The following is a 17,622-nucleotide window of genomic DNA, read 5'->3' on the forward strand; positions in this document are numbered from 1 at the left end:
AGTTAGCTTTTTTAAAAATATTGACTCAATAGATTTAAAACGTTTTGTGATTTATCTAAATATTATTTTATTGATAATCAGTGTTTTAAATTTTTAAATACAAGCAAATATTTGTAAAAAATCTAAGAAAATGAATGGCAAAGTAATAAGTGTGTGGATTCGTTTAATAACTGCTTAGTTATGAATGAATTTCAAAATAATTAATTGATTTTCAGTTAATTACTGTACTTTTATTCAGAGAGAAAGTTATGTTTAAAAAGCTCTTTAACGAATTACCCGTTTCTAAAAATCTCTTTCACAGCAGCTTCATAATTCTTACTATTTCCTGCCTTTTTAATCTTTTTAAAAGTTTTTTGCGGATTGGAAAAGGATTCTGAAAAGTATTCCCAAAAACCCAACATTTTCATACGAATAGGTGTTGGACCTGACAAATAAGCATCATATTCTTTATAAATTTCATCATGAAAAGCTTCGAAAATTTCATAACGATTTTCAGGATACTCAGTTGTATTGTTTTTAATCATAGAAGGCAAAAACGGATCAGCAATTAATCCTCTTCCTATCATCCAATGGTCAATGGTTGGGAAGCGTTCTTGCATGGTTCTGAATTTTTCAACAGAAGTAATATCGCCATTGTAGTAAATCTTTTGTTTGGAAGTAGCTAAACATTTTTGGAAGGAATCCAAATCAACGCCACCTTTGTATAATTGTTTTCCAATTCGCGCATGAATGGCGATATTTTTAATTGGATATTGTTCCAAAATTGGGAAAACATCTAAAATTTCGGTTGGATTTTCGTAACCCATTCGCATTTTCATGGAAACGATAATGTCGGTTTCGTTGTGCACGCGCTTTAAAATATGTTCTATTTGTGATGTGTTGCTAATTAATCCCGAACCCATGCCGCATTTAGCAACCATTGGATACGGACAACCCAAATTCCAGTTCAATTCTTTATAACCAAATTGCTGCACATATTTGGCAACGAATAAAAATTCTTCTGCATCATTGGTAATAATCTGTGGAATGACTTCCAAAGTACTGTTGTTTTCGGGAAGAATATCACGTTCATACGAACCTTTCACTACCAATTTACCATTCAACTTGATATATGGTGAGTAGAAAGTATCAATTCCGCCAAAATATTTATGAAAAGCATTTCGAAACCTGAAATCGGTAAAACCTTGTAATGGGGAAGAAAGTAACGTTGGCATCATGCCGCAAAGATAGTAGATATTTTTATTGGAATTGCGTTATTTTACCAATTCGATTTTATCTAAGACCAATTCAAACGACTCATTTTTCTTATTGCCAATTAAAAACACAATTTCTTCTAGAAAATCACCTTTAAAATTTGGAAAATTTAAGGTTTGACCTCTGAATGAAGGATACAAATCATTTAAGTTGATAGTTACAGTTTCCCATTCACCAGAAGTTTTGAAAGTAGTGATATAAGAATAATAGGAGTTCACATTGTCTTTAATTCGGAATTGGTACTCTTTTCCATCGCCTTTTAATCGAATGGCAACTTTTGTGTAATTACCAATAGCTTTTCTATTCATTTGGTAACGAACCGATGAAAATCCACCATTATTTGCAATGGAAACATCTCCATAAAAAACACCATTTCCTGCATCATCCATTTTGAATTTTCCATACGAACGACCACCCATTACGGTGTCATCAATGATTCGCCATTCTTTTGCGTTCGTATTTTTATTAAAATCAAAAAGTAGTGCTTCATTCATAAGTATTGGAAAAAGAAAAATAAAAAGTGCCAGTTTCATAGTATTTTTTATTAAATGTAATAAATAACTTAATTGCTATGAAAATTTTAACCAAAGGTTGGGAAGTGTTTGATGGAGATTAAAGTAAACATTTAATCTAATTTTAATTAAAATCGTTTACGGTTTTGTTTACGGTTTGTAAAACTAAGAAATATTTAGACATAAAAAAACGGATTAGAAACACTAATCCGTTGATTTTTAAAAACTTACTTTTCGTAGCGAAGACGGGAGTTGAACCCGTGACCTCAGGGTTATGAATCCTGCGCTCTAACCAACTGAGCTACCTCGCCAAAATGTTGGTCTCACATCCTTGCTGAATGCGGGTGCAAATATAAAACTATTTATTTTTAGTGCAAATAAAATTTCAGAAATTATTTATTCTTTTTTCTTTTTGCATTTTCAAATTATTCTCTATATATTTCCGAAAAATTCAAAATCTATGGAAGTTAAAGTTAAATACGAATTAGAATTCCCCATTCATGCCTCACCATCGCTACTATATCAATATATTTCAACACCTTCTGGCTTGTCGGAATGGTTTGCCGATAACGTAAATTCTCGTGGAGAAATCTTTACCTTTATTTGGGAAGATTCTGAAGAACGTGCCAAACTAGCAGCCAAAAAATCAGGAGAACGTGTAAAATTTAGATGGATGAACGAAGATGATTCTGATAGTGAGTACTTTTTTGAGTTACGAATCATGGAAGATGAAATTACAAAAGACGTTTCTATTGTAGTGATTGACTTTGCCGAAGAAGATGAATTGGACGAAGCAGCCTTGCTTTGGGAAAATCAAATTTCCGATTTAAAACATGTGATTGGCTCTGTTTAAACTCAATTATAAAGGTTATATTTGTCCCGATTTTTAAATCGGGATTTTTTATGGTAAATAGTAACGGAACTATTGAGCAAGAAGCTACATTTTCAGTAGCAACAAATAGAGGATTTTTATTCGGAGATAGTGTTTTTGAAACAATAAGAACTTTAAATAACAAGGTTTTGTTTTTAGAAGATCACTATTTTCGCTTAATGGCATCTATGCGAATTTGTAGAATGGAAATTCCAATGCAGTTTACCATGGAATATTTTGAATCACAGATTTTAAGTTTAATCCAACATTCCAATGCTGCTGCTAACCGAGTACGTTTCTCTGTTTTTAGAATTGGCGATGGGTTTTATTTGCCCTCTACCAATGAAGTTGAATTTTTAGTTACATTTCAACCTTTGGAAAATGAACTATACATTTTCAACGAAACCGATTATGAAGTGGAATTATTTAAAGATTCGTATGTGACCAAACAATTGCTTTCTACTTTGAAAACCAACAATAAAATGGTGCAAATTACAGGAAGCGTTTTTGCACATGAAAATGGCTACCAAAATTGTTTATTACTCAATGATGATAAAAATGTAGTGGAAGCTTTACAAGGGAATTTGTTTATGAAAATGAATAACCAATTAATCACACCACCAATAGCAGACGGTTGTTTAAATGGTATTATGCGAAAGCAGATTTTAACTCTTGCAAAAAAAGTGGAAGGTTTAGAAGTAATTGAGAAATCAATTTCACCATTTGATTTGCAAAAGGCGGATGAATTGTTTGTTACCAATGTAATTCAAGGTGTTCAATCTATAACGAAATACCGAAAAAAGACTTACGAAAATTCATTAGCTAAAGAATTACATGTGAAATTAAATGCTTTGGTGCGTCTTAGTTAAGCATAGGATCGGATGGTGCATTGGAAAATAAAACATAATCACCACCTTGTTCCATAATTTTTTCTTTCCAAAAATGTTGAGCCGACTTGGAAAGTATCTTGCTTTTCAGTCCATTTTCAACTACTAACCAAGCATTTTCTTTTAATTCTTGTTCTAATTGATTGGCGTTCCAGCCACTATAGCCAAGAAAAAAACGGATGTTGTTTTTGGTTAATTTTCCTTCGTTAATTAGGTTTTTTGTAATTTCAAAATCGCCTCCCCAAAAAATACCATCAGCAATTTCTACGCTGTTAGGTATTAATTTAGGTGTGTTGTGAATAAAATATAAATTGTCTTGTTCTACTGGTCCTCCATTGTAAACAATAAAAGAAGCTTCAATCTCTGGAACCAAATCTTCGATGGTATAGCTCAAAGGTTTGTTCATAATAAAACCAACCGAACCTTCAGTATTGTGTTCAGCTAAAAAAACTACCGAACGATTAAAAGAGACATCTCCTAGTGTTGAAGGTTCTGCAACTAATAAGTGTCCTTTTTTTGGTAAAACAGCTATCATAAGTTTCAGATTTGATATAAAGTTATCAAAAAAATGGTACAAAATCAAATTATTTTCAAAAAAAAAGTCCCGACTAATCGGGACTTTAATTGTATTCTAGTAAATTATTTTTTGTTTACAGCACCTTCTAATTCAGCACCAGCTTTGAATTTTACTACATTTTTAGCAGCAATTTTGATAGTTTTACCAGTTTGAGGGTTTCTTCCATCTCTTGCAGCTCTTTTAGAAACTGACCAAGAACCAAAACCTACTAAAGATACTCTTCCACCTTTGTTTAAAGTTCCTTCAACATTGCTTAAAAATGATTCTAAAGCTAATTTTGCAGCTGCTTTAGTGATACCAGCAGAAGCTGCCATTGCATCGATTAATTCTGATTTGTTCATAATGATTTTTATTATAATTGGTTAAACTTAATTTATTTCCTTACAAATTTAGCGGTATAACTGAATTACACAAGTGTTTGACTATTTTTTATTCAAAAATGTTAATAAAACATCAAAAATGTTAATAACATTATTTGTTTTATTCTAAATTCTTGAAAATATCAGTGTTTTAAGGTGCTAAAAAGCTAATGTGCTATCAGAAAAATGAATTCCATTTAGCAACTCATGGGTTTGCATTTTCTTCTTTCCTGGAAATTGTAGACTATTTACCTTAATAAAACCGTCTTTGGTAGCCACTTTTAATTCTTTTTTCGTTGTTAGTAATTGTCCAGCAGTAAAATTATGTTGTGCTGCTTCAAATTCGCAATCGTACAGTTTTACATTCCATTCATTATCACCATCTTTTATAAATGTCCAAGCTGCTGGATACGGACATAAGCCTCTAATATGATTGAAAATGACACTACCTGATTGGTTCCAGTCAATTTTGCAATTTTCTTTATTCAATTTGTAAGCGGTTTTTATTTCCCCTTTTTCTTCTTGAAGTGTTGTTTGTACGTTTCCTTTTTCTATGAGCGCTAAGGTTTCAATAACGGCTTCACTTCCTAAATGCATTAAGCGGTCATGCAATTCACCTGCTGTTTCATTGGAAGCAATTTCCGTTTCCTTACTTAAAATCATTGCGCCAGTGTCAATTTTATCATCAATGAAGAAAGTGGTAACTCCAGTTTTGCTTTCACCGTTAATTATAGCCCAATTGATAGGTGCCGCACCACGATACTGCGGTAATAAAGAAGCGTGTAAGTTAAAAGTTCCCAAATTTGGCATTTTCCAAACAACTTCTGGTAGCATTCGGAAAGCAACTACTACTTGTAAATTGGCATTTAAACTTCGTAACTCTTCTAAAAATTCTTCCGATTTTAAATTAGTTGGTTGTAGTAAACGCAAGTTTTTTTCTAAAGCATAGACTTTAACCGCGCTCATACTTACTTTCTGACCTCTTCCAGCAGGTTTGTCTGGTGCTGTGATTACGCCTACGATTTCATAGTTATTTCGGTAAATGGTATCGAGAATTCCAACGGCAAAATCGGGAGTTCCCATGAATACAATTTTAAGTTTTTCCATTATAGTAAGTAATATTGGTTGTGATTATTGATGGCTATTTTGTTGTTTTCCAATAAAAGTTGGATTCCCAATAAAATTTCATTGGTAGTAAAAGACAATTGACTTTCCAATTCTCTAGAAGTTTGTGGTTGTTTGTTTAAACAGGCTAGAATTTCTTCCAAAACTATTTTGGGATTCCTTTTTTCTTTAGATAAGCAATAGGAACAAATACCACAATCATTTATGTTTTTTTCATCGAAATAGGAGAGTAGCAGCTTGCTTTTACAAGTGGCTTCGTTATTTGCGTAGTCAATTACACTTGCTAATTGATTGGTTTTTAATTCGTTTTGCTTTTCTAAATATTTAGCAACACGATTAATGGTGTGTTCGTCTTCTCTAACTTCATTAAACGTAATACTTGCATCATTGTTTTGAATGGTAGCGATTACACAGTTGTTTTTTTCTAGATTTTTGATGGCTTCCAATACCTGTTCTGAATGGCAATTGGATTTTTTGGCAACTAAATCAATATTAATGGTACTACCAATGTCAAAAATACCACTGTAAGTTCTTAGGATAGTAGTAATAATTGCTTCATCTTTTGGATGCAAACTGATATAACGAATAATCTCTTTACTAGGTAGAATAAACTGTAAATTTACTTTTTCTGAAAACTCATTAGATAGCGTAATGATTCCTTGTCGGTCCAAAAATTGCATAGCATTTACCGTTTTGATAATTGGGAATTTGTACTGCTGAGCAAAATGATTGACATTGAACGAGAAATTTTCTCCAAAACCTTCACCATAAGCAATTCGGAAGTAATTATTCAGTTTGATGTAAACTTCTTTTAGGAATTTTTTATCGGGTAAATTCGCAATAAATTGTTTTTTAGCAGTTTCCACATCGCCCGAACTCACTAATAAAATTCCAAAAGCTTTTTCTCCATCTCTTCCTGCTCTTCCTGCTTCTTGGTAATAATTTTCTAAATTTTCAGGAAGTTGAATGTGAATGACGGTTTTTACATCGGGTTTGTCAATTCCCATTCCAAAAGCATTTGTTGCCACAATAATTTGCACTTCGTTTTCCATCCAAAGTTGCATGTTTTTTTCCTTTTCTTTTAAAGGTAAACCGCCATGGAAATATGTGCTTGTGTGACCTAAACTATTCAACTGCTGCGAAACTTCTAAACAAGATCTTCGGTTTCTCACATAAATAATGCTCGATTGCTTGTTTTTGGAAACTATTTGCTGAATTTTATGCAGTTTGTCATCAGTTTTTATAACATGGTAACCCAAGTTTTCTCGCGCAAATGATTTTTTAAAAACAACCGGATTTTTTAATGCCAAATGTTCAATAATATCTTGTTGCACACGAAACGTAGCAGAAGCTGTTAATGCAATAAAAGGAATCGCTGGAAAATGCGTTTTTAAGTCTTTAATTTTAAGATAAGCAGGTCTAAAATCATGTCCCCACTGACTCACGCAATGCGCTTCATCAATAGCAATTAAAGAAATAGGTAAAAGTTTTAAGCGTTCCACAATCCATTCTTGTTGCAAACGTTCTGGAGATAAATACAAAAACTTGTAATTACCAAACTGACAATTGTCTAATAAATCACTGATTTCATTTTGATTTATTCCGCCAATTAATGCTACGGATTTAATATCTTTTTGTTGGAGATTATTTACTTGGTCTTTAATCAAAGCAATTAAGGGAGAAATCACTAAAGTAATTCCGCTCGAAATCATACCCGGAACTTGGTAACAAACCGATTTTCCACCACCAGTTGGGAGTAATGCAAAAGTATCATTTCCATCTAAGACCGATTGGATAATCTCGTCTTGAGGCTTTCTAAATGCACTATGTTTCCAATATTTCTGAAGGATTTGTAAAGCTTCAACCATTGTGTATCACAAAATTGATGTAAATATAGGATTATTTACCAATTTGTTCCAATACAAAGGCCACTCGATTTTCAACAGTATCTTTTGGAATTTCAATTAAATCATATCCATAATTGCGATAGGTTTCTTCCAAATGTTCGTGAATCAAAACAGCTTGGTCGTAGGTTTCGTAGCGTTCGGCATCACTTATGTAAATTTCTTTCCATGGCGGTAACATGAAAATTTTAGTGTAAGAATGCGTTTTGCAAGCTTCATCAAAAAAAGCAGGATAACTGTCGCCAATGTAATGCATGTAAGCTAAAATATCAGGAATTCCGCGGTCTAGAAAAACAATTTCACTTGGCTCAAGTAATGCTTTTTGGTGTTGTTTTTTTCTTCCTTCCAATAAAAGTTCGCTAAACAAAAGTGGTTTTTCTAAAAACAACTGTTCAATGCCTTGTTCCTGAGCTTCTCTAATTACTTCACGAGAAATTTCAGGATAACAAATGAATCCTTTGTTTTTTAACGCTTCAATCAGAGTGGTTTTTCCTGAACTGGGTCCGCCAACTAAAACTATAATTTCCTTGTTCATGCTTTTTTTGTAAAGCGCAAAAGTAAACTATTTTAAAAATCTATTCAAGTTTGAAAATTTTATAGTTTTGAAAAACGGTTTTCTGAAGTTAAAAAAGTATATTTGCTTTTAAAATGAAATGAACAATGGATAAGAAAACGGAAGATTTTTACAATCGATTAAGAGAAGAATTAGCCAATACTTCTATGTGGCCAACGTCATATTTATATAAGTTTATAGTTCCTTCAGATACGAATAAAATTAATAAAGTAGAAGCAGCATTTGATAATATGGGGGCCGTTATTAGTACCCAACAATCAAAAACAGGAAAATATACGAGTATCTCCATTACCGTTGATATGTTAAATCCTGACGCTGTTATCCAAAAATACCAAGAATTAGCCACTATTGAAGGCATAATATCGTTGTAATATGAGTTACTTAGAAGAAAGTTTAGCTAGTTTAGAATACAATTCCCAGCGCTCCTCTTTAATTATTCCAGAATATGGAAGACACTTGCAAAAGATGATTGACCAAGTTAAAACTATTGAAGATAGAGAAAAACGAAATAAAGCTGCGAAATATGTGATTTCAGTAATGGGAACTTTGAATCCACATTTACGTGATGTGCCTGATTTTCAACATAAATTGTGGGATCAATTGTTTATTATGTCCAACTTTGAATTGGATGTAGATTCTCCCTATCCCATTCCTTCTCGTGAAGTGTTGAGTTTGAAACCGGAGCGATTGAAATATCCGCAAAACTTTCCAAAATATCGTTTTTATGGAAACAATATCAAATACATGATTGATGTGGCTATCAAGTGGGAAGCAGGTGATATGAAAGATGCTTTGGTCTTGGTTATTGCCAATCACATGAAGAAAAGTTACTTAAGTTGGAATAAAGAAACAGTAGAAGATGAAGTGATTTTCCAACATTTATTAGAGCTTTCAGACGGAAAAATTAATTTATTTTCTTCCAATGAAGAACTTTCTAATTCACAAAATTTAATGAAAGTGAACAAGAAAGTATCTAATAAATCCCAATTTGGAAATCCTGCCAATAAAAATCTTGGTGGAAAAGTCAACTTTAAGAAAAAAATAAACAATCCAAAAAACAACAATCGAAAATAAGACCAAATGGGAACATTTAAAATTGAAGGTGGAAAAGCATTAAAAGGAGAAATCACACCACAAGGCGCAAAAAATGAAGCCTTACAAGTGTTGTGTCCAGTGTTGTTAACGGCTGAAAAAGTTAGAATCACCAATATTCCAGATATTATTGATGTTAATAAGCTAATAACACTTTTAGGTAATTTAGGGGTTAAAATTCAAAAAAATGGTCCTGGTGATTATACGTTTCAAGCCGATGAGGTAAATGTAAACTACTTAAAAACGGAAGCATTCAAAAAAGAAGGCGGAAGTTTACGTGGTTCTATTATGATTGTGGGTCCTTTATTGGCTCGTTTTGGTTGTGGTTATATTCCAAAACCAGGTGGTGATAAAATTGGACGTCGTCGTTTGGATACGCATTTTGAAGGCTTTATCAACTTAGGAGCTAAATTCAGATATGAAAGAGAAGACCATTTCTACGGAGTGGAAATCGACGGTAGATTACAAGGAAATTACATGCTTTTAGATGAAGCTTCTGTAACTGGAACTGCCAATATTGTTATGGCAGCCGTTTTAGCTGAAGGAACAACAACAATTTATAACGCTGCTTGCGAACCATACTTACAACAATTGTGTAAAATGTTAAACTCAATGGGAGCTAAAATCACTGGCGTTGGGTCTAATTTACTTACAATTGAAGGCGTGGAAAGTTTAGGAGGTTGCGAGCACCGCATTTTACCCGATATGGTAGAAATCGGTTCGTGGATTGGTCTTGCTGCGATGACTAGAAGTGAAATTACCATTAAAAATGTGAGTTGGGATAACTTAGGACAAATTCCAAATGTATTTAGAAAATTAGGAATTACTTTAGAAAGAAGAGGCGAAGATATTTACATTCCAGCACATACCGAAGGATACGAAATTAAAACTGACATTGATGGCTCTATCTTAACCATTGCCGATGCGCCATGGCCAGGATTTACGCCAGATTTATTGAGTATCGTTTTAGTGGTGGCAACGCAAGCTAAAGGCGATGTTTTAATTCACCAAAAAATGTTTGAAAGTCGTTTGTTCTTCGTAGATAAATTAATTGATATGGGAGCCAAAATTATGCTATGTGATCCACACCGAGCCGTAGTTATGGGGCATAATTTCCAATCGCAATTAAAAGCTACAACTATGAGTTCGCCAGATATTAGAGCTGGAATCTCATTGTTAATTGCCGCTTTAACCGCAAAAGGAACGTCAACTATTCAAAATATAGAACAAATCGACAGAGGTTACGAACGCATCGATGAAAGACTTCGCGCAATTGGAGCTAATATTGTAAGAGTTTAATCTAGTTTTCAGTACTCAGTCGCAGTAAGCGGTTTTACTGTGACTGAAAACTGTGACTGAAAACTATAATATGGAAACCTACATCATCATTTTTCTCTGCATAGCATCCTTCGTAGCCGGTTTTATTGATGCTATTGTAGGTGGCGGTGGTTTAATTCAAACACCAGCAGCTTTAATTTTGTTGCCTAATGTACCTGTTGCGTCCATTATAGGAACATTAAAAATTCCGGGTTTTAGTGGAACGAGTATGGCAACCTATCATTATTTAAAATCGGCAAAAGTCAATTGGAAGCTGTTTTTGGTAATGGCAATTATTTCTTTCGGATTTGCTTATTTAGGTTCTAGTTTGCTCAATGTCATGCAAAACGATTTCATGAAACCCTTACTTTTTGTGGTTTTAATTTTGTTGTTGCTTTATACGTATTTCAAAAAAGATTTTGGTCAATTTCAGATTGATAAATTAACAAAAAAACAAACCTACATTTACGGAAGTATAATTTGTGTGTTCTTAGGTTTTTACGATGGATTCATTGGGCCAGGAACTGGAAGTCTATTAATCATGGCGTTTATTGCGATTCTCGGTTTTGACTTTTTAAAAGCTAATATTTATGCGAAATTAGTCAATTTATCAACAAATATTGGTTCTATCACTTTATTTGTATTAAAAGGAAAAATCATTTGGACAATTGCTATTCCAATGGCAATTTGTAATGTAACAGGTGCTTGGTTAGGAGCGCGGCTAGCGATCTCAAAAGGCAATCAGTTTATTCGAGTGTTCTTTTTAGTTGTGGTTGGGTTGATGCTGTTAAGGTTTGCTTATGATGTAATTTTGAAGTAAAAATTAGTTTAATAACAAAATCTTACTTTCTAATAAACCATTAAGAAATTAATTTTCATTTAGAAAAACCTAAATTTCCTTAATTTCTTAATGGTTTAAAAATAAATTTTAATCCCTAAAACTTCAATCCAAACATCACGCCATCACCTTGATAGCCGTTTTGATACGCTCTAACATAATCAATTCGTAAGAAACGGAATTTTCCAAAACCAATATTATCAAAACCAACAGTAAACTCTTGATACGGTTTGATATCGGGAACATTAATTTGGTGGAAACTCGTAACTAAATTCCATTGTAATTTGTTTAACAACGGAATTTTATTCATAATGTAGCCTTTAAAATTATGCTCCATGTGTGTTTCTACGTAAGCATCATTGGTAGAATTAGAATAATAAGGCAACAAATTGAAACTATTCAAATATTCGCCGCGGAAATTCACATGTGTTTGGTTACCATTGAAATGTTTGTAATCCATAAATGCTATGTTTTCTGCATTAAAGAACTTTCCACCGCGAATTCTTATACCAAATTCTCCTTTATTTCCAAAAACTTTATCATAGTCTAATCTGGCTGCTACAAAATCAAAATGGTAGTTGCTATTGGTAGCTCCGAAGGCTTTTTGGTACGATAAACTTAAAACCGGATAAGCATCATTCTGGATGTTTAATTTTCCATCAGGACGCGAAATGTATTTTTGTCCAAATCGAATGCGTGTTCCAATGGTAGCCTTCATAATATCATGATTCTCAAAAGGCGCTGAGGTGAAATTATTCGGTTGTAGCGGATCATTGGAAGTGTAACTATCGCTGTTTTTAATAATGGTATAATCGGTATTGTTGAATAAAGCACGACGATTTTCGTAATTCCAATTGGCATACCCAAAAATACCATTCACCACTTCTTGTCCGTAGGTTAAAGTAGCAAATTCTTTATTGTATAATTTCATGAAATTATTTTTGAAGAATAATGTACTTATACTATTGATAAAAGGAGAAATAGGTTCGTTATTGTTAAATTGACTTACCGCACTTCCTCCAGCGGCACTAAAGTAAGCTCTATTTTTATTATTGAATCGATGGTAAAAATTACCTTGTACACGCAAACGATCTTCGGCTAAACCATAATTGAAATTGGAAGAAATGGAAGTGAATTTTCCTTTTTCTTCATTCGTTTTTCTATAGGAAAATCCAGTATTCAAACTCCAACCTTGCACTGTATTGAAACTTGTTGCACCTAGACCAGCAATTCCTTGGTAGTTGAAACTCCATTTTTCATAGCTGTTTTTATAGGTATAACCCGTTAGAATCTTACCCAAATGAAAACGATTGCCTTTAGCATCAATAGAATCCAAATACGTTTGCGATTTTCTTAAGGTTTGAATGCTGTCTTTCTTAATGTAGTTAGTAGCTTCTTCTTCGGTTAAAGGAACTGGTCGGAAAGTAGTCCAATAGCTGTCCTCTTTTTTGTTAGAATCTTCTGCAAATGAAACAATTTCTTTGCCAAAAGTTTTTTTGTCGAAAGCGTCTTTAAATTGGTAATTACTAAAAACATAAGTAAATTTTCCAGTGAATTTCATCCCAAAAATACCTGCATCAAATTCTAACGATTGAATGTTTTTAATCCAAAGTTGGTTATTGGTATTGAAGCTGAAATTTTGTACCAAAGTCATGGTTTCCAAAATAGGTTGTTGCATGCGATACCCTTTCATGTCCAAATCAATACCGTAAATAGCCCAACTATCTTCTACGATATAAATATGTCCTTCAAAAACAGGTTCTTTATCGCGTTTTGGCGTGACTTTGATTTTATTGATGAGTTGGTTGTTTTCATCGTAAAACGTACTTTCTAATTGGTATTTGTAGTAATTAAATGCATTATTGGCAATAGGAGAAACCATATTAATGCCAAAATCTACATAGTTTTCGTAGAAATCATAATTGGTATTTAAAGCCGTATTGTAGCTAAAGCCGTTGTCGTTTCCAGCAACTTTTGAAGCGATGATTTCTTCTTTTAAGTTGTTTGGTTTTTCAAATTTGATTTTAGAAACGGTTTCAGAAAGATAAATTACGCCACTTCTTGTAGAATCTAAATTACCTTCTAAGTCACCAATTTCAACACCAAGAAATTTCTTTGGAATGTCTTTCGCTCTAAAAATACCTCTCGAATAAAAATCGGCTTCAAATTTATCGGTTTTTTCCGTGTTTTTCTTTTTGGAAGCAATAGCTTTTCGGATAATTTCATTGGCTGGATTTTCCCCGTTTTGTAATGTGATTTCATTTAAAATAAAATTTTCTTCTTGTAAAGTTACATCTAATTGGTATGGGAAATTGGTAATTTCAATTACTTGCTTTAAAGTTTTGTAGCCCAAGGATTGAAACAATATTGTTACGGTTTTAGTAGTGGTGTAATTCAGTTCGTATTTTCCGTGTTCATTGGAAGCTGTTCCTATGTAAGTTCCTTCAATATAAATATTGGCATAAGGAATCGGTTGGTTATTGGAATCAGTTACGATTCCTTTAATTTGAGCTAATGCAAAAGAAGAAAAGAATAAAATTATATACAAGTAGAAGTTTTTCATAGAAGTTGAATGTTGTTGACTGTTTATTGTTGTGTAGTAAATTCGATATAATTATAAAAACGAATACAAAGCCAATTTGTAACTATCCAATCCAAATCCAATAATTACTCCTTTGGCATTAGGTCCAATATACGATTGATGACGGAATAATTCTCGTGCATAGGTATTGGTAATATGAACTTCTATAACAGGTGTTGGAATAGCTTTTACGGCATCTCCAATTCCTATGGAAGTATGTGTGTAAGCTCCAGCATTTAGAATGATACCGTCGTAATGAAAACCAACTTCGTGCATTTTAGAAATAATTTCCCCTTCAATATTGCTTTGGAAATAACTCAATTCGATAGTTGAAAATTGTTCTTTTAATTTATTGAAACAATATTCAAAAGTTTCTGTGCCGTAGATTTCGGTTTCGCGTTTGCCTAGCAAGTTTAAATTAGGGCCGTTGATAATGATAATTTTCATACGAATTACTTTATGTAAAAATAAAAAAACCATTCGTTATTTCGAATGGTTTTGACAAAATATTGTGATTCTTTTTTTAGAATAGGTAACCAACGCTCAACTGAACTAATGAGTTTTTTACATCAGCTTCTTTTTTGGGTTCAGTTAAACCTGCAGCATAACGAGCGGAAACAAATAAGCCTTTTGTGATTTTATAGCTCAATCCACCTGCAATAGCGAAGTCAAAAGTATTGCTGTCTCCAGTATCCACATTATTTCGTTCACTTACCAAAACAGAAGCTTGTGGGCCTAATTCTAAACTCAATCCATTACTAGTTAGATAAAATTTTGCTAAAACAGGTAATGAAAGGTAACCTAATTCGTTTTTAATTTGCTGACTGAAACCATCTAGTTCAGAACCTTGAGTAGAGTATAACAACTCAGGTTGAATAGCGAAGTTTTCAAAGATTTTCACTTCCATAACGGCGCCAAAATGATAGCTAGTTATGGTTTTAAAATCAAAACCTTCCACATCGCCACCTGTGTAATTAGCGAAGTTTAAACCTCCTTTAACCCCAAATTGTAACATTTGTGCTTGTGTAGTGCTAATTCCTAGAACTAGAACAGAAAGTAATAATAGCTTCTTCATATTGTTTTTTGTTTATGTTATAACGAATGAATACTTAATTTTATTGGCTAAGTTAATAAAAAATGGCAAAATTAGACATTTTTAATACTTACTTTTACTACAAATGATTTTTATAAATTGTTAATAACTTTAAGTTAGTATTATTTGTTAAAGCCTTTTGTTTACTAGAGTTATTCTAATTCATTGACTGTCAATAAGTGTGAAAAATATGCTTAAAAAAAGTGTTAATAAGTTCACTTTTTTTGAGAGTTATTTTAAAAAAAACATATAAATTTGCCTCGATAACTTTAAATTAAATTAAACATGAAAAAAGTTTTATTATCTGCTTTAGCAGTATTCGCTTTCACTTTCGCTAATGCGCAAGAGGAAGAAAAAGGAAACGGTGGTTTCTCTAAAGGTGATGTTTTTGTATCAGGTTCTTTCGGATTTGGTTCTGAAAAATTTGGTGATTTTTATGATGCAAGTTCATTCAACTTCTCTCCAGCTGTTGGATATTTTGTTTCTGAAAACATTGCAATTGGTGCTATGTTGAAAATTTCTTCTGCTGAAAATGTAGAAGTTGATTTAGGTCCTTTAGGTTCAGGTTTTGTTGAGAAATTTTCTAGCTTCGGAGCTGATATTTTTGGACGTTACTACTTTACACCAGCTGATAAATTTTCTGTATTTGCTCAGGCTGCAGTAGGTTTTGGATCAGACAAGTATGAGGATGGTGGAGAAATTAAAGCTACTTCTTTCGGAATCAATGCTGGTTTAGGTCTTAGCTACTTTGTATCTAGTAAATTTGCTATTGAAGCTTCATGGGCAGGTTTAGGATACAATTCATACAAATTTGAAGATGCTGATGATTCTTTGAATTCTTTCGGTGTGAACGGTAACTTATCAAATATTAATTTAGGTTTAGTTTACAAATTCTAATTTGTAAAACAAATAAGATGAAATCTCGAGCTTGCCTCGGGATTTTTTTTAGTAAAAAATTATTTATTATTATTAATTTAATTATATTTGTGGCGATAACTTTAAATTAAATTAAACATGAAAAAAGTTTTATTATCTGCTTTAGCAGTATTCGCTTTCACTTTTGCTAATGCGCAAGAGGATTCAAAAGGTTCTTCTTCTGATATTAAATTTGGTGTTAAAGCTGGTTTTAGCTCTACTAACTTTACAGGTGATGCTGATGGTGGTGATGCTAGAGGTGGTTTTTATATTGGAGGTTTAGCAGATATTGCCATATCTGAGAAATTCCATTTTCAACCTGAATTAATGTATTCTACTGAAGGTGCAGATGAAGCAGGTGTGGATTATTTAAGATTACCTTTAATGGCTAAATATTATGTAATTGAAGGATTGTCTTTACAAGCTGGACCACAAATTGCTTTTAAAATTGGAGCTGAAAATGATTTCGTAGATGAAGCTGTTAAGTCAATTGATTTTGGTGTAGGTTTTGGAGCTGGTTATGAATTATCAAATGGTTTAATGTTTGATGTTCGTTATAACTTAGGTTTATCTAATATTTCTGAAATTGATGGTGCTGATTTTGGTAATACTGGTTTACAAATTGGTTTAGGTTACAGATTCTAATCTGAACAATAAATAATAAGAAATCCCGAGCTTGTCTCGGGATTTTTTTTGTTCCAATTTTGTTATCTTTGAATCATGAGTGCATCGTGGTTGTCTTATTTGAAAGAATATCAAAATTATTTGCGTTTGGAAAGAGGGCTTTCCGAAAATACCATTGCTAATTATAGTTTTGATATTGAAAAATTAGTTGCTTTTTTAGTAACAAATAGTATTCAAGAATCACCACTAACTATTTCTGAAGTAACCGTTCAACAGTTTATTTATGAAATTGCTTCCCAAGTCAATGCTAGAAGTCAAGCAAGAATTATTTCTGGTTTAAAAAGTTTTTTCACCTTTCTTGTTTTTGAAGATTACCGCAAAGATTTCCCAATGGAGTTAATTGAAGTGCCCAAAGTAGGTAGAAAATTACCAGATACTTTAGCAACTTCCGAGATTGATGCGCTTATTGCTGTCATTGACTTGTCTACTCCAGAAGGAGAACGCAATAGAGCCATGCTGGAAACACTTTACAGTTGTGGTTTACGTGTCTCTGAATTGATAAGTTTAAAGATTTCTGATTTATTTTTTGAAGAAGGTTTTATCAAAGTAACTGGAAAAGGAAATAAAGAACGTTTTGTTCCTATAGGTTCTAATACGGTTAAGTATATTTCTTTATATCAAAATACCATCAGAAACCATCTTAAAATTCAAAAAGGGTTTGAAGACACCTTGTTTTTAAACCGAAGAGGGAAACAACTCACTCGCGCTATGGTTTTTACCATAATTAAAGATTTAGCCGAAAAAATAGGCTTACAAAAAGTAATTTCTCCTCATACCTTCCGACATTCGTTTGCAACACATCTTTTAGAGAATGGTGCTGATTTGCGTTCCATTCAATTAATGTTAGGTCATGAATCCATAACAACAACTGAGGTTTACATGCATTTGGATAGGAAGTTTTTGGCTGAAGTTTTGAATAGTTTTCATCCGCGTAAGTAGTTTTCAGTCGCAGTATTCAGTCTCAGTATTTTTTGTGGTAAATAGTTTTTTTCAAAAAAAAAAAGGAACTTTCAAATTTTGAAAATTCCCTTTTATATTA

General features: G+C 32.7%; 19 protein-coding genes and 1 tRNA gene. 9 read left to right on the forward strand and 11 right to left on the reverse strand.

Annotated features, from left to right (window positions below; all coding sequences use genetic code 11):
* Positions 1 to 272 precede the first annotated feature (272 nt).
* The 3 genes from DPN68_RS03600 to DPN68_RS03610 form a co-directional block, all read right to left on the reverse strand.
* Positions 273 to 1,217: a tRNA dihydrouridine synthase gene (locus DPN68_RS03600; protein WP_113988235.1), complete on the reverse strand. Its 945-nt coding sequence runs from the start codon at positions 1,215 to 1,217 to the stop codon at positions 273 to 275.
* 36 nt (positions 1,218 to 1,253) lie between these two features.
* Complete coding sequence (locus DPN68_RS03605; protein WP_113988236.1) at positions 1,254 to 1,748, reverse strand: CIA30 family protein; 495 nt, start codon at positions 1,746 to 1,748, stop codon at positions 1,254 to 1,256.
* Positions 1,749 to 2,003: 255 nt separating this feature from the next.
* A tRNA-Met gene (locus tag DPN68_RS03610) sits at positions 2,004 to 2,077 on the reverse strand.
* A gap of 149 nt (positions 2,078 to 2,226) precedes the next feature.
* On the opposite strand from DPN68_RS03610, the gene DPN68_RS03615 reads away from it, so the two are divergent.
* The gene (locus DPN68_RS03615) at positions 2,227 to 2,619 is read left to right on the forward strand and encodes an START-like domain-containing protein (RefSeq protein WP_113988351.1); all 393 of its coding nucleotides are present in this window, start codon (positions 2,227 to 2,229) and stop codon (positions 2,617 to 2,619) included.
* A gap of 50 nt (positions 2,620 to 2,669) precedes the next feature.
* Positions 2,670 to 3,506, forward strand: coding sequence for an aminotransferase class IV (locus DPN68_RS03620; protein ID WP_113988238.1), 837 nt, complete (start codon positions 2,670 to 2,672; stop codon positions 3,504 to 3,506).
* On the opposite strand, the gene DPN68_RS03625 is transcribed toward DPN68_RS03620, so the two are convergent.
* The 5 genes from DPN68_RS03625 to DPN68_RS03645 all read right to left on the reverse strand — a co-directional run bounded on the left by DPN68_RS03625 (position 3,499) and on the right by DPN68_RS03645 (position 8,024).
* Positions 3,499 to 4,059: a YqgE/AlgH family protein gene (locus tag DPN68_RS03625; protein ID WP_113988239.1), complete on the reverse strand. Its 561-nt coding sequence runs from the start codon at positions 4,057 to 4,059 to the stop codon at positions 3,499 to 3,501. The genes DPN68_RS03620 and DPN68_RS03625 overlap by 8 nt on opposite strands.
* A gap of 104 nt (positions 4,060 to 4,163) precedes the next feature.
* A complete protein-coding gene (locus DPN68_RS03630) occupies positions 4,164 to 4,442 on the reverse strand; it encodes an HU family DNA-binding protein (RefSeq protein WP_111567791.1) in 279 nt (92 codons plus the stop codon).
* A 177-nt stretch (positions 4,443 to 4,619) separates the two neighbouring features.
* The gene (gene fmt, locus DPN68_RS03635) at positions 4,620 to 5,567 is read right to left on the reverse strand and encodes a methionyl-tRNA formyltransferase (protein WP_113988240.1); all 948 of its coding nucleotides are present in this window, start codon (positions 5,565 to 5,567) and stop codon (positions 4,620 to 4,622) included.
* Complete coding sequence (locus DPN68_RS03640; protein ID WP_113988242.1) at positions 5,567 to 7,453, reverse strand: RecQ family ATP-dependent DNA helicase; 1,887 nt, start codon at positions 7,451 to 7,453, stop codon at positions 5,567 to 5,569. The genes fmt and DPN68_RS03640 overlap by 1 nt, the downstream gene beginning before the upstream one ends.
* 31 nt (positions 7,454 to 7,484) lie before the next feature.
* Positions 7,485 to 8,024, reverse strand: a complete 540-nt coding sequence (locus DPN68_RS03645; protein WP_113988243.1) for an AAA family ATPase — start codon at positions 8,022 to 8,024, stop codon at positions 7,485 to 7,487.
* A 125-nt stretch (positions 8,025 to 8,149) separates the two neighbouring features.
* Between DPN68_RS03645 and DPN68_RS03650 the strand changes: the two genes are divergently transcribed.
* The 4 genes from DPN68_RS03650 (at position 8,150) to DPN68_RS03665 (ending at position 11,292) form a co-directional block, all read left to right on the forward strand.
* Positions 8,150 to 8,434 (forward strand): DUF493 family protein, encoded by a 285-nt coding sequence (locus DPN68_RS03650; RefSeq protein WP_113988245.1) that lies wholly within the window; start codon positions 8,150 to 8,152, stop codon positions 8,432 to 8,434.
* Position 8,435: 1 nt separating this feature from the next.
* Positions 8,436 to 9,137 (forward strand): DUF4290 domain-containing protein, encoded by a 702-nt coding sequence (locus DPN68_RS03655; RefSeq protein ID WP_113988246.1) that lies wholly within the window; start codon positions 8,436 to 8,438, stop codon positions 9,135 to 9,137.
* Between the two features lie 6 nt (positions 9,138 to 9,143).
* A complete protein-coding gene (gene murA / locus DPN68_RS03660) occupies positions 9,144 to 10,454 on the forward strand; it encodes a UDP-N-acetylglucosamine 1-carboxyvinyltransferase (protein ID WP_113988247.1) in 1,311 nt (436 codons plus the stop codon).
* 70 nt (positions 10,455 to 10,524) lie between these two features.
* Positions 10,525 to 11,292, forward strand: coding sequence for a sulfite exporter TauE/SafE family protein (locus tag DPN68_RS03665; RefSeq protein ID WP_113988249.1), 768 nt, complete (start codon positions 10,525 to 10,527; stop codon positions 11,290 to 11,292).
* A gap of 115 nt (positions 11,293 to 11,407) precedes the next feature.
* Here DPN68_RS03665 and DPN68_RS03670 read toward each other — a convergent pair whose 3' ends face one another.
* The 3 genes from DPN68_RS03670 to DPN68_RS03680 form a co-directional block, all read right to left on the reverse strand.
* Positions 11,408 to 13,873, reverse strand: coding sequence for a DUF5686 and carboxypeptidase regulatory-like domain-containing protein (locus tag DPN68_RS03670; RefSeq protein ID WP_113988251.1), 2,466 nt, complete (start codon positions 13,871 to 13,873; stop codon positions 11,408 to 11,410).
* Positions 13,874 to 13,924: 51 nt separating this feature from the next.
* On the reverse strand, positions 13,925 to 14,338 hold the full coding sequence (locus tag DPN68_RS03675; protein ID WP_113988352.1) for a type II 3-dehydroquinate dehydratase: 414 nt from the start codon (positions 14,336 to 14,338) through the stop codon (positions 13,925 to 13,927).
* Positions 14,339 to 14,414: 76 nt separating this feature from the next.
* The gene (locus tag DPN68_RS03680) at positions 14,415 to 14,966 is read right to left on the reverse strand and encodes a porin family protein (RefSeq protein WP_113988253.1); all 552 of its coding nucleotides are present in this window, start codon (positions 14,964 to 14,966) and stop codon (positions 14,415 to 14,417) included.
* Positions 14,967 to 15,269: 303 nt separating this feature from the next.
* Between DPN68_RS03680 and DPN68_RS03685 the strand changes: the two genes are divergently transcribed.
* The 3 genes from DPN68_RS03685 (at position 15,270) to xerD (ending at position 17,522) form a co-directional block, all read left to right on the forward strand.
* Positions 15,270 to 15,881 (forward strand): outer membrane beta-barrel protein, encoded by a 612-nt coding sequence (locus DPN68_RS03685; protein WP_113988255.1) that lies wholly within the window; start codon positions 15,270 to 15,272, stop codon positions 15,879 to 15,881.
* 117 nt (positions 15,882 to 15,998) lie between these two features.
* On the forward strand, positions 15,999 to 16,544 hold the full coding sequence (locus DPN68_RS03690) for a porin family protein (RefSeq protein WP_113988256.1): 546 nt from the start codon (positions 15,999 to 16,001) through the stop codon (positions 16,542 to 16,544).
* A 75-nt stretch (positions 16,545 to 16,619) separates the two neighbouring features.
* The gene (xerD, locus tag DPN68_RS03695) at positions 16,620 to 17,522 is read left to right on the forward strand and encodes a site-specific tyrosine recombinase XerD (RefSeq protein WP_113988258.1); all 903 of its coding nucleotides are present in this window, start codon (positions 16,620 to 16,622) and stop codon (positions 17,520 to 17,522) included.
* Positions 17,523 to 17,622: the final 100 nt, after the last annotated feature.

The sequence above is a fragment of the Flavobacterium tibetense genome, from assembly GCF_003293845.1.
In the GTDB taxonomy this organism is placed as follows: Bacteria; Bacteroidota; Bacteroidia; order Flavobacteriales; family Flavobacteriaceae; genus Flavobacterium; species Flavobacterium tibetense.

What these genes read in the sequence shown, in the direction of transcription:
- DPN68_RS03600 (WP_113988235.1), bottom strand. Translation starts at nt 1,217, where the DNA reads ATGATGCCAACGTTACTTTCTTCCCCATTACAAGGTTTTACCGATTTC.
- DPN68_RS03605 (WP_113988236.1), bottom strand. Translation starts at nt 1,748, where the DNA reads ATGAATGAAGCACTACTTTTTGATTTTAATAAAAATACGAACGCAAAA.
- DPN68_RS03615 (WP_113988351.1), top strand. Translation starts at nt 2,227, where the DNA reads ATGGAAGTTAAAGTTAAATACGAATTAGAATTCCCCATTCATGCCTCA.
- DPN68_RS03620 (WP_113988238.1), top strand. Translation starts at nt 2,670, where the DNA reads ATGGTAAATAGTAACGGAACTATTGAGCAAGAAGCTACATTTTCAGTA.
- DPN68_RS03625 (WP_113988239.1), bottom strand. Translation starts at nt 4,059, where the DNA reads ATGATAGCTGTTTTACCAAAAAAAGGACACTTATTAGTTGCAGAACCT.
- DPN68_RS03630 (WP_111567791.1), bottom strand. Translation starts at nt 4,442, where the DNA reads ATGAACAAATCAGAATTAATCGATGCAATGGCAGCTTCTGCTGGTATC.
- fmt (WP_113988240.1), bottom strand. Translation starts at nt 5,567, where the DNA reads ATGGAAAAACTTAAAATTGTATTCATGGGAACTCCCGATTTTGCCGTT.
- DPN68_RS03640 (WP_113988242.1), bottom strand. Translation starts at nt 7,453, where the DNA reads ATGGTTGAAGCTTTACAAATCCTTCAGAAATATTGGAAACATAGTGCA.
- DPN68_RS03645 (WP_113988243.1), bottom strand. Translation starts at nt 8,024, where the DNA reads ATGAACAAGGAAATTATAGTTTTAGTTGGCGGACCCAGTTCAGGAAAA.
- DPN68_RS03650 (WP_113988245.1), top strand. Translation starts at nt 8,150, where the DNA reads ATGGATAAGAAAACGGAAGATTTTTACAATCGATTAAGAGAAGAATTA.
- DPN68_RS03655 (WP_113988246.1), top strand. Translation starts at nt 8,436, where the DNA reads ATGAGTTACTTAGAAGAAAGTTTAGCTAGTTTAGAATACAATTCCCAG.
- murA (WP_113988247.1), top strand. Translation starts at nt 9,144, where the DNA reads ATGGGAACATTTAAAATTGAAGGTGGAAAAGCATTAAAAGGAGAAATC.
- DPN68_RS03665 (WP_113988249.1), top strand. Translation starts at nt 10,525, where the DNA reads ATGGAAACCTACATCATCATTTTTCTCTGCATAGCATCCTTCGTAGCC.
- DPN68_RS03670 (WP_113988251.1), bottom strand. Translation starts at nt 13,873, where the DNA reads ATGAAAAACTTCTACTTGTATATAATTTTATTCTTTTCTTCTTTTGCA.
- DPN68_RS03675 (WP_113988352.1), bottom strand. Translation starts at nt 14,338, where the DNA reads ATGAAAATTATCATTATCAACGGCCCTAATTTAAACTTGCTAGGCAAA.
- DPN68_RS03680 (WP_113988253.1), bottom strand. Translation starts at nt 14,966, where the DNA reads ATGAAGAAGCTATTATTACTTTCTGTTCTAGTTCTAGGAATTAGCACT.
- DPN68_RS03685 (WP_113988255.1), top strand. Translation starts at nt 15,270, where the DNA reads ATGAAAAAAGTTTTATTATCTGCTTTAGCAGTATTCGCTTTCACTTTC.
- DPN68_RS03690 (WP_113988256.1), top strand. Translation starts at nt 15,999, where the DNA reads ATGAAAAAAGTTTTATTATCTGCTTTAGCAGTATTCGCTTTCACTTTT.
- xerD (WP_113988258.1), top strand. Translation starts at nt 16,620, where the DNA reads ATGAGTGCATCGTGGTTGTCTTATTTGAAAGAATATCAAAATTATTTG.